Annotated in this window: 7 protein-coding genes; 2 read left to right on the top strand and 5 right to left on the bottom strand. The window is 56.6% G+C overall.

Annotated features, from left to right (window positions below; translation table 11 throughout):
• A partial coding sequence (locus ACMLHG_RS02270; protein ID WP_417169409.1) for a hypothetical protein occupies positions 1 to 323 on the bottom strand: 323 nt, incomplete at its 3' end.
• 21 nt (positions 324 to 344) lie between these two features.
• Here ACMLHG_RS02270 and ACMLHG_RS02265 point away from each other — a divergent pair.
• On the top strand, positions 345 to 3,254 hold the full coding sequence (locus ACMLHG_RS02265) for a sugar-binding protein (protein WP_417169408.1): 2,910 nt from the start codon (positions 345 to 347) through the stop codon (positions 3,252 to 3,254).
• Positions 3,255 to 3,681: 427 nt separating this feature from the next.
• On the opposite strand, the gene ACMLHG_RS02260 is transcribed toward ACMLHG_RS02265, so the two are convergent.
• From ACMLHG_RS02260 to ACMLHG_RS02250, 3 genes are all read right to left on the bottom strand, one after another.
• Positions 3,682 to 4,557: a sugar phosphate isomerase/epimerase family protein gene (locus ACMLHG_RS02260; RefSeq protein ID WP_294434908.1), complete on the bottom strand. Its 876-nt coding sequence runs from the start codon at positions 4,555 to 4,557 to the stop codon at positions 3,682 to 3,684.
• 174 nt (positions 4,558 to 4,731) lie between these two features.
• A complete protein-coding gene (locus tag ACMLHG_RS02255; protein ID WP_417169407.1) occupies positions 4,732 to 8,034 on the bottom strand; it encodes a hypothetical protein in 3,303 nt (1,100 codons plus the stop codon).
• A gap of 14 nt (positions 8,035 to 8,048) precedes the next feature.
• On the bottom strand, positions 8,049 to 8,822 hold the full coding sequence (locus ACMLHG_RS02250; protein ID WP_294434912.1) for a prepilin-type N-terminal cleavage/methylation domain-containing protein: 774 nt from the start codon (positions 8,820 to 8,822) through the stop codon (positions 8,049 to 8,051).
• Between the two features lie 229 nt (positions 8,823 to 9,051).
• Here ACMLHG_RS02250 and ACMLHG_RS02245 point away from each other — a divergent pair, with 229 nt between their 5' ends.
• Complete coding sequence (locus tag ACMLHG_RS02245; protein WP_294434913.1) at positions 9,052 to 9,933, top strand: helix-turn-helix domain-containing protein; 882 nt, start codon at positions 9,052 to 9,054, stop codon at positions 9,931 to 9,933.
• A gap of 12 nt (positions 9,934 to 9,945) precedes the next feature.
• Here the strand turns inward: ACMLHG_RS02245 and ACMLHG_RS02240 are convergent, their stop codons facing one another.
• The gene (locus ACMLHG_RS02240) at positions 9,946 to 10,926 is read right to left on the bottom strand and encodes a LacI family DNA-binding transcriptional regulator (RefSeq protein ID WP_417169406.1); all 981 of its coding nucleotides are present in this window, start codon (positions 10,924 to 10,926) and stop codon (positions 9,946 to 9,948) included.
• Between the last annotated feature and the right edge of the window lie 41 nt (positions 10,927 to 10,967).

Here is a 10,967-nt window from a genome sequence, read left to right as displayed (position 1 = left end):
GTTATAAGAGTCACCGGATTTCTCCGAATGAGAACATGGATATCGATGGTCAGACCTGGGTGGAATCCGGAGTGCGTGTTGCCGCACCGGGAAATCGTGTGGTATTTCAAGCGGTACCGTATGATGTTGAGCAATTTCTCGCCCGACGCAGTTCCCCGCTGATCGTCAGAATTGCATTCCCTGTTCAAAAAGGAGAAAATATTCTGGAACTTACGGAAACCAGTGGAAATACTTACGGTCGAGTATTCCATTTCGATTATCTGAAACTGACGCGGCTCAGCGCGGATCGACGTCCAGCTCCTTACGGAGAGTTCCGCGAGCATGAAAATTTTTTGAATTCCTCCGTGTATCGAGTTGGGGACCCGGCCCGGGTCGGTCTGGCATTTTACAATCTTGAACCGGGAAAAGTATTCCGTACCGAGGTGAGTTTTGTCGACTATCGAGGCAATGTCGTCGAAAAGCGTCAGGTGAAGCTTGCACCGGATGTCGATGGTTTTGCCAGAACAGCGATCCCGGTGCCGAAGAAGCGGAGCGGACATTTCCGGGTCAGGGCTGCGGCAATGGGGGCAGGGGGACTGTCTCCGGAAACCCGGATTGCCGGAGTTCGGGAAATTACGCCCTTGACGGAAGAGGAGGTGGCGTTGAGTTTCATCGGGTTTTCCGGACTCGATCTCGGGTTGTATTTCCCGCCGGAGAGAGATGTGAAATTCCTTGAGGCATGCCGGAAGCGATTCGCGGAATACGTCCGTTGGCAGAAGATTCTTCAGATCCGGCATGAGCGGATTCATTCTCTCTGCTGGCACTTTATCGAACCGGAGGAAAATCGGTATTTCTGGGAGCCTTGGGATTTGATGATCGAGTCGCAGATCGCCAACGGCATCCAGGTGCAGCTGACGCTGCTTGGGACACCGAAGTGGTTGATTGATCAGAAATTCCCCGGCCGGAAGTATCGTCATATTTCTGAACACTACTTCGCTCCTCCGCCGGACCGGGAAAAGTGGCGTGAATTCTGCTCTCTGGTTGCCCGGCGGTATGGAGATCGGGTAAAAGAGTTTGAAATCTGGAACGAAGTATCAGAACAGTCTCTATTCTGGCCGGGCGGCAATGCGAAACAATATGTTGAACTGGTGAAAGACGCCGCGGAGGCGATCAAAAAGGTTCGACCGGAAGCAAAAATTGTTGCGGAAACCGTCTGGCCCCGGCAGGAAGAATTCAGCCGCAGACTTTTCAATCTCGGCATCGCCCGGTATGTGGATATTCATGCCGATCACTATATTACTGATGCACGGATTGCCGCAGATATCGCGATCATCGGGCAATATGCGCCCGGTGCTCCGCTGATCAGCAATGAATCCAAGATGGAGAACGCCGGCAATCCGCTCGGGCAGGTCGATGAACCCTCCCGGCGGCGTGCAGCGGAAACGCTGTTTCGCAATATACTCTATGCCAATTCTCAGGGATTCCGGCGGCTGTATAACTTTGTGATTACCGGTGGAACCTGGCGGAAATGGGGCGTTGTCGGTCCCGATAATACGCCGAAATATACCTTCAGCGTAATGAAGACTTTGATCAACCGCACCGCTGGTGCGAAATTTGAACGTTACCACCGGCTGTCAAACAGCCTGGAACTCTTTCTCTACCGCTTTGTCACTCCTGCGCGGGCAGAACAGAATGGGGGAGAATATCTGGTTATCCTGTGCAATCAGGCGGAAAAACCGGAATCCCTGCTGCTGCCGGCCTTGACGGAGCGCTGTCAGGTGATTGATCTTATGGACAATGCCTCCGAAGTTGCCGCTCCCGGTCGGATTGTTCCGGTTGAAGTCGGTCGGGAACCGGTGATGTTGACTGGCATTGACGTGAAATCACTGGGGGAACTGGCGCAACTGAAGGTTTCGATTCCGCGCAGTGATCTGCGTCCCGGAGAGCCGACTGAGATGGATGTCATTCTGCCTGACGGAGTTCACGGCGGAGCATTTTCCGTGACTCGTTCCGACGGAGCGTCGATGCGGTTCCGCCTCCGCCCCGGGGAACGGAAGCGCATTTCGATGCTGACCAGCCGGAAGTTGCTCAACTCCGTTGTCACACTGAAACTGACTGGAGAACTGGAATTGCCGGACCGGCGGCTGCCGGTTGTCCGTTATCAGGAATACATCATTGAGGAGCAGGCACCCGGCGTCTCTCTGCTGCCGCCGTTCTCCGCGGAAAACTGGCGGAAATGGGGCGAGGGAAGGGTCCGGTTTGCCGATGGCGGTGTCTCGATGAAGATTGATCGGGCGGCAACCGGGGCCTTGACTCCATGCCGTCGCCTGAATGTGACACCGGAGGTGCGGTATCTGCTCGATTTCCGGGCCAGAGGTTCCGGGATTCTGCGAGTCATGGCGATCGGCGTGGACCGGCGCGGAAAAACGCGTGTCCTGTCTCACAACCTGCTCTCGGAAAAACTTTCCGACCAGTGGAACAATTACCGCTGTGAATGGCGTTGCCCTGTCGATGTGGTGAAATTGGAACTCCATTTTTATGAATACAATACTGTCGGCGAATTTGAACTTTCTCACTTGAATTTCATTCGTTTGCGGGAAGGCGTTCCCGTCAACCGTCAACTTTACAAGATCACGGCTGCTGCTGTAACTCCGCTGCTTGACGGAAAATTGACCGGTTTCCCGGCCGGTTCCTTTCAGGAGATTCCCGATCGGAGCAACCTGCCGGAAAATCCGGAGAATCCTCTGACCGCCAGTTATGCGGTCGCCGCCGATACGCGCCATCTCTATCTCGCGGTGCGGGTGCATGACAAGGTTCTGCAGGGTGGAAAAAATGCGGAATCTCTCTGGAGAGGCGACAGTGTTCAGGTTGATTTTGATCTTTCCGACGGCAGTCGGAGTGTCCGTACTGTGCAGTTCGGTTTCGGGCTGATTGACGGGACGCCGACCGCGTTCCGCTTCCGAACGCTTCCCGCGGAAGATATCGTTCCTGCCTATCGGGTCGGCAAAGCTCCAGCCGGGGTGCGGATACAGATCCGCCGGGAGGGGACCGAAACTCTCTATGAAGCGGCAATTCCGGTTGAGGCAATCCACCCGCAGTTTTCGCTGCGGCCGGGAATGCGCCTGGGATTCTCCATTCTGGTCAACCAGAATGACGGGACCGGACGACTTGGATTTCTGCAATGGAGTTCGGGAATCGGCAGCACGCAGAATTCGCTGGAGTTCGGGGAACTGATCCTGCCGGAAAATCTGCCGCCAGCTGCAAAAAAATGGTGATTCGGGCGGATAGGCTGGGCATTTTATCTGGTGGGATGTAGCATCGCCCTGCAGTTACTGGGGGATCTGTACCTCTCGGGCATATTGGGGAACGAGGCATATTTTCTTAACTTGCGAACTGCTCGAACGACGGAACCGGATCTGCCGTTTCATGTAGAACTGCAGCCATGGGAGTTGCGGGAAGGATGGCGCCCAACCTTCTGCGAGACTTCGTACAGCAGCTCCTGCACCTCGGAATGCCGGACTTTGGGCGATGCAAATGGAGCACGGAAAGGTTCCTGTTCTCCACGATTGCGCGAATGGTCTGGGGAAACAAGGGGAAGGTTCCGGTCGCCTGCGACGGTAAGGAACCCGCACTCTGCGCGAATCGCTTCGACGCGGAAGCGGGTTCAAGCAGGATTGTTCCCTGCCGGGAACAACGCAACGCTTATTCGAAGAGGCGCTGCATGGCCCGGCAGATGTCGGCGATGCTGCTGCGGGTTCTCACCGGAATCGTTTCGCACTGGATGCATTTCAGCCGGGGGGCGGTTTTGAGCAGACCGGCGATGTGCGGCCAGTCGATGGTGCCGCTGCCCGGAGTTTTGTGTTCGTCATACTGCCCCTGGTTGTCGTGAAGGTGGCAGGTGGTCACTTCCGGGAGGAGTTTTTCCAGAATGTGGTCATCCCACTGGATCGGCGCCCAATCCTTCCACGCCTTGAGCGGGGCGCAGTCGTCGCCGAATCCGCGGTCGCACTTCATCAAGTTGGCATGGCCGGAGTCGTAGCAGATGCCGAGGTTCGGGGAACGGAAGTGATGGACCGCGTCGAGCAGTTTCTCCGGCGTGTTGTTGGCGAACCAGATGTTTTCGATGGCGATGGTGATGCCGAGCTCCTCCGCGACCGGCAGCAGAACCTCCAGCGAAGCAAGAAGGGCGTCGTGGAGCTGTTGAAGGGTGTAGCCCCGCCACTCCTTGACGGCATTGCCGGTGTGGATGGTGATGCTGTCGACGCCGAATTCCGCCGTGATGCGGAGAGCGAGTTTCAGCCGGTCGAGCATTGCGCCGCGCAAGCTGGGATCGGGTACATTGAGGTCCTCATTGGTTCCGAACGGCGCATGCGCGTCGACGAAGGTCAAGCCGGCCTGAGCAATCTCCTCTTTGAGCTGATTTTTCAGGCGCGGATTCTGCATGCACTGGCTGATGAGCACATCGGTGAGCACCAGGTGGCGGGCGCCGTTGGCGGCGAACTCCGCCATGATATAGGGACGCATTTTTTCCGTGCTGAACTCGAAATCAAACAGGTAAGTAATCGGAACCGGATACATGATGAAATCCTCTTTGTTCTCAACTAAGTGGATATATTTTAATTAACATATCATGATCCGGAGGAAATACAAATCTCTTTTGTCGCAGGAGATCCATTCTCTCATGAAAGTTCCGCGGAGTGTGCCGGCTGTTTTGCCGGAGTGCGTCAAAGGGCCTTCACCCGGGCGTTGCCGCTAACGGCCTGTTGCCTTGTTTTTTTCGCGGATCAGCAGGGAGGCGAGCGTTCCACCGGGCAGAAAATCCGTTGCAATGTGAAAGCGCAGTTTCCCATTGCTGAATTCTGCCGGAAGTTCTTTCTGTGACACCGTCCCATCCAGTTCCAGAGGGCGGATTTTCATTGGATGCGGCAAATGGAGCGTAATCTCCGCCGTTCCGCGCTCAAGCATCTGGGGGAGAGCTCCCCAGCTGAGCAGGACACGCCTGCTTTTGTCTTCAAAGCGCAGACCGTTATTGGAGAGATCGGTCAGCTGTATCAGCAGAAGTCGCTCGCTTTCCGTGAGACTTTTCCCATCCAGCGACATCAGGGCAACGGTCTGAAAGTTACTCAATTTTGCGGAGGCAATAACGGCTCCCTTCTGCGTGCCGGAACCGGTCAGAACTTCACTCCGCAATGTAATGACCCGCAGAGATTTATCCATCCGGTTCAAGGTGATCTCTCCGGTGGAGGAGGTGATGCTGCCCGTTTCCCGCAAAGAGTCCAGCGCCTGACGTGCTTTGCGGGAAAGCTCCTGATCCCAGCCTTCCCGGAGAGGATGGACCTTTTTTACGCCGGGGATCTGTTGCTGTTCGGTCAGTGAGCCGATGCGGTCGAAGAGACCGAGCTTCTGGAACCTCGCCGGATAATCACCGGCACGACTGTTCCCCTTCAACGACCGCAGCTGTTCCGGGCTGAATGTAAAGGCGTAGGCGTCTGCTGCCGCCTTGACATCGCCCCGGATAAACAGCATGTAGAGAATGCGTTCGGCCATCTGCGCCTGAATGTTGTTGGCGATGTCAAAATGATTCAGGGGGCGGTTGCTCGATCTCATGCCGTTGATTCCGTGGGACCAGGCGAATCGATAGAGACCGTCCCAGTCCTGCAGCCCGGCATATCCGCCGAAGAGGGCCGGGCACTCGACCCGCCAGGTGTTGGGAACACAGAAATTAAATTCCGTTACGGTGAACGGCTTGCCGAATACACGGGTTGCCATGATTTCCCGCGGCATGGCGGCATCGACACTGATGGCGGAGCGGTTGTGAAACACAAAGGGAATGCCCCAGCGCTTCCCGGGGAATTGCGGATGATCCCAATAGAGGTGATTATCCACATGGTCGAGACCGGAGCGGAGGCCTGTCAGCGTGAATGGAATATAGTTGTTCAGATCGGTAATCAACGCTTTTAGGCCGATTTCCTCTTTTAAAAACCGCATCTGTTCCTGAATGCACCGGCTCTGCAGCGCATTGAGAAATTCGATGAAGATGCCGTTGCGGGTAAGTTGTTTTTCGTCGGGGGTCAACTGCCCGGCCTGCAGGTATTCTTCGAATTTCTGCAGGTAGATCTTTCGTGCGCCGAGTGAAGTCCTGCCACTGTTCCAGACGCCGATCAGAGCATTTTCATTTACCAGGTTTACCGAATAGAGGACCGGATCTTCGGCGAGAGTGAGGCCGGTATACGGGTTTTTTGCGGTGAGGATTTTCCGGGCAAACGTCTTCCAGTTCCGCATGGCGGCCGGACTGACGGGAATCAGATTTTTCATGCTGAATTCACCGGTGTTGTCGAATTCAGGAATTTGATCGCCGGCTTTCAGTTTCCGGCTGGCATAGAGATCGAGACATACGTAAAATCCATGTTCCTTCAGCCGTGCGATCAGGAAGTGAAATTTCTTCAACTGTCCGGGATCGATGGAAAGACTGTCTGCGGCATCGCGCTTCAGGATCCCTTCCTCAAAATGGTGAAGCCGGACGGTGTTGTATCCGAGGCGTTCCGCGTTCCGGATGAACTGCTCAGTTTCCGGGCGGTCCGGGAAGTTGGCACTGCCGACAAGATTCGGGCCCAGCAGGCGAATCCGTTTTGCCGGGGCTTTCTCGAAGACGAAATGGCCGTTCGCATCGGCGATGATATGGCCGTATTTCCCGGCGGGCCGCTCGCGGAAAATGGAAAAGTCCAGCGGCGAGCCCTCTGCCGTCGTCCCTGAAAAATGGATCGGCAACCAGTCCGGTCCCTGCCGGACAACGAATTCCTCTTCGACCGGGTAACGGGCAAGTCCATCCGCGAGCGAGGCTCCGGCGATCATCCAGAGCGTATTTCCGGAAGCCGGGAGAAATTTCAGGCCGGCCAGCTCTCCTTTCAGCCGAAAAGCGGAGAGATATAGACCAACCTCGGCAGAAGGCACCTTTCCAGTCCAGACCAGATGGGCATTGCTCTCTCCGGCGGGACGATACCAGTTCCCGCAGTCGCGACCGGCGGCGACTGCGATTTTCTCGGAACGCCCGTCCGCATACCGGAGGACGAGAAATCCGACCGGTTTGCTGTTCACCGGCGTCCAGGCCGAGGCGTGAAAGAGATAGAGGTAGGTCATTCCGGTCGGAAGGCGGGCAAAATCCACCTCGGCAGACTTCGGTTCGAAGGTCTGACCGAGGATAAGACAGGATTTCCCGCCATTTTGTTCCGGGGAGAGTGTGTTGATTCGAACGCTGTAGAAGTTGTGTTCTCCGGTTTGCAGGGCGCGGAGATCCATATCTTTTCCCTGTCCGGTCCAGCCGGGAACTGCGCTGTCGTCGCGAAAGCTCCGGTTGAAAATTCCGGAGAGATCCAGCGGGATGGATTTGAGATCGTTCCGGGCAAACTCATATTGGAAATCCAGTGAGAGATGCCATTTTTTCACCTGCTCCGGGTGCTGTTCTGCCGGCAGAAAGCGAAGCTGGTAGTACTCGTCTTCTCCCTGAAGAAATTTCCCGGTGCAGTACAGGTAAAAGTTTCCGGCGACAGTAAAAACGCCGTGGGGATCCTTTACTTCCACCAGCCGGGCTTGGCCGCTGAACACATTTTTTTTTTTGCAGTCCGGCGGCATGGTTACCGGTTTCCCGTCAATCCGCAATTCTATTTTCCGGTTGAGCGGCAGATCTGTCCCCAGGAACAGCAGTCGGCATGGGATGGTTTCCTTTTCTGCGGTCAGGCTGGTTTCCCAGCGGAACCGCGCTGTCGTCTTCTGCTGCATTCGGATGATTTCGGAAATCCGGAAGCGGCTGAACTCTCCCCGCAGTGAGAACTGCGTCTCTTCCGATCGAGGATACCCATGATCCGGTTTCACCCTGACCTGGCGGATCGGTCTCCATTTCAGATCGTAGCGGATCAGAGAAAAGCGGTATCGACCGTCGAGAGTGAAACTGCCGTCGGGAGAAATTTTCACGTTTCTGGTGAAATCCGCAGATGCATGGAGCGGCAGCAACGAGAGGGACAGGAGCACGATGTTCAGAAAAAGGGCCTTGCTCTTCATTTTTGTTCCGGGATTTATTTCTGTTTCAGATTCCATTTTTCCTTGTAATTGCGGCTCGTTTCCGTACTTGTTCCATCCCAGAGTTCCCCGTAGGAGGGGGCGGCGACATGGCCGTCGAAGAAGACCGCATTCAACCGGCTGGAATGGCGGTAGGCCGGCATATTGTTGTAGGAGGCGGCGTAGGATTCTCCGTAAACATCGTAATAGATCAACTTGTTGGCGCGTTCATAGCAGATCATCCAGTCCGTTCCGTCCGCGAATTGAAGTTTGGAGGAGGGGCGGTTCAGCTGGGTGTTGCGCACTCCCCGGTATACACCGTTGCTGTGTTCCGCATGACTGGGCAGACCTTCCCGGTTGAGTCCGTAGGAATTCGACAGATAAGAGCAGCCCGGGTAGCTGGGCGATGTGGTGGCGCGTGCCAGAGAGGCATTGGGGCAGATCAGGCTGTTCGGCCAGAAATACACATCATCCGCACTCAACTTTGCGTACGGGCGCAGCTGAAAAACCCAGCGCAGACTGGATAGATCCCCCACCGTGTTTATCGCGGGGCACCAGCCGTCATAATCGCTTTGATAAAAGAGAGAAAACTTTCCGAAGGAGCTTAAAGTATTGGCGCAGCTGATCGCTTTCGACCTCTCCCTTGCCGCGTTCAGCGCCGGCAGCAGCATGGCGGCGAGAATTGCAATGATCGCAATTACAATGAGGAGTTCAATCAAAGTAAAACACATACGGCTCCTGAGTCCGGGCAGGGGGGAGGCGGCGGGGATGAAATTTGTTGATCTAGCCATCGTCAAATCCTTTCCGTCAGTTGGTTTCTCTATGGATAATATAGATGAATCCGGAAGAAATACCTTGAAAAAATGTTCATTTGGCTGTATTTTTTTGTCAAAAAGAGTTTGAAAAAGCAACTGCGGCAGAAAACGGACCGGGGGCAAACGATTGCCGGAAAAGGACCACCGGCTTGAAAAACGCCCCGTCCGGTGATTCCGCCGCAGCAGAGCGCGTGGGGGAATGGCCATGGCGTTGTATACCAGACGACGGACTACCCGGGTGCGGACGCGTAAGCCGTTCCGCTCCCGCCGGGAGTTCTTCGAAGAGAAGATTGCGCTGCGCTGCATCAGCAGCCACCACCGGATGGCGGAACCGCTTCATCAACATGACTTCACGGAACTGGTTGTGGTCGCTTCCGGCAGCTGTCTGCACCGGGTGGGAGACTCCTGTACACGGGTTTCCCAGGGGGAGGTGTTCGCCGTCGAACCCGGCACGTTGCACGGATATGAGCAGGTGGAGGATTTTCACATCTACAACATCCTTTACGATCCGGCGGTTTTGCCGCTGCACGATATTGAAACCAATTCCGGATACCGGGCGCTGTTCCTGCATGAGGAACCCACGGAGCATCTGCTGCTCGACGAGCCGGAACTGGCGGCGATTTCGTTGAAACTCGATCAGCTTCATGACATTCTGGAATCCGACCTGCCTGGACGCCACTTCCTCGGTGTCGCCCGCTTCATGGAGATCGTTTTCCAGCTCGCCGACTATTTTTCCTCCCTCGGGCCGCGGGCCGGACGGCCGGAATCGGTCGTACTGGAGAAAATTCTCAGCTACATGGAGCAGCACTACATGCATGAGATCACGCTTGCGGCGCTTGCCGATTACGCCTTTCTTTCGGTGAGCACGCTTCACCGGTTGTTCATCCGGGGGACGGGGCAGTCGCCGATGCGCTTCCTGAATGCACTGCGGATCAATAATGCGCGGCGGCTGCTGTTGAATTCGCCGATGCCGGTTTCCGCAGTCGCCCGCGCGGTCGGATTTGCCGACAGCAACTATTTTTCCTCCTGCTTCCGGAAACAGGTCGGCTGCACCCCCACGGAGTTCCGGAGCGCCGCGCTGCGGTGAACTGCCGGTGCGTCAGGGGCGGGCATCCATTCCGGCGGCGGCCTCCCGCACGCTGTCCCGTTCGAGGAGCCGGTAGGGAATGACCGTGTGGCGGGGGAAGGCGTCGCCGCGCAGCCGGGCGTCGAGCAGATCGGCGACGGCAGCGGCCTGCGCGGCGTAGTCCTGCGTGATCGTGGTCTGCGGCGGAATGGCGTAGCGGGAGTACATGCTCCGCTCGGAGGCGACCAGCGAGATGTCGTCCGGAATGCGCCGGTTGTAGAGCGAGAGCACGTAAGCCGCGATGATTCCGGCGTTTCCGCCGGGGCAGAAGAGCCCGTCGATGCCGAGTTTCAGGAGCTTGCCGATCTCCTCCATGTAGGAGTCGGCGAGGGCGAAACGCACCAGCCGCTCCGAGATCGGAAGCTGGTGACGGCGCAGGGCGTGCAGCACGGCTTCGCGGCGGAGTCCGGTGTTGCCGATCCCAGCCTCGCCGTAGATGAGGACGCCGACCTTGCGGCAGCCGTGCCGGGCGAGGCAGTCGACGCCCAGATGCATCGCCTGGGTTTCATCGGAGCGGACCGAATAGATTTCGCCGTTTCCCGGAGGCACGTCGCGGTCGATGATGACGAGCGGTGCGGCGAAACGCTCCTCCCAGTTCCCGAACTTTTCCGCGTCGATGCCGATGGAAACCGCTCCGCAGAAGCGGAGATGCTCCAGCTGGCGGAGGTTGTCCTGCGGGAGCATTTCGATGCGGTAGCCGCGCGCCGACAGCGTCAGCGCAAGTTCCGAGGTCACCATTTCGACGTAGCTCCGGATGGGGTAGATCTCCCGGAAGGGACTGATGACGATGACATTCTGCTGCTTCTGGGAGAGCCGGGGGTGGTAGCCGGTTTCCCGGGCCACCGCAAGGACCCGTTCCCGCAGTTCCTCCCGGATGTTCGGGTGGTTGCTGAACACCCGCGACACCGTTGCGGTGGAAACGTTCGCCTTTTTCGCAATCTCCTGAATCTTCATCCGTCCTTCGCCTGATCTGATATGTTTTCAAAAAAAATTGA

Source organism: Victivallis sp. (assembly GCF_048170485.1).
Lineage (GTDB): Bacteria > Verrucomicrobiota > Lentisphaeria > Victivallales > Victivallaceae > Victivallis.
The sequence above is the reverse complement of the archived record's forward strand: the minus strand, read 5'-3'. Positions and strand labels throughout refer to the sequence as shown.

What these genes read in the sequence shown, in the direction of transcription:
- ACMLHG_RS02260 (WP_294434908.1), bottom strand. Translation starts at nt 4,557, where the DNA reads ATGTATCCGGTTCCGATTACTTACCTGTTTGATTTCGAGTTCAGCACG.
- ACMLHG_RS02240 (WP_417169406.1), bottom strand. Translation starts at nt 10,926, where the DNA reads ATGAAGATTCAGGAGATTGCGAAAAAGGCGAACGTTTCCACCGCAACG.
- ACMLHG_RS02245 (WP_294434913.1), top strand. Translation starts at nt 9,052, where the DNA reads ATGGCGTTGTATACCAGACGACGGACTACCCGGGTGCGGACGCGTAAG.
- ACMLHG_RS02255 (WP_417169407.1), bottom strand. Translation starts at nt 8,034, where the DNA reads ATGAAGAGCAAGGCCCTTTTTCTGAACATCGTGCTCCTGTCCCTCTCG.
- ACMLHG_RS02250 (WP_294434912.1), bottom strand. Translation starts at nt 8,822, where the DNA reads ATGGCTAGATCAACAAATTTCATCCCCGCCGCCTCCCCCCTGCCCGGA.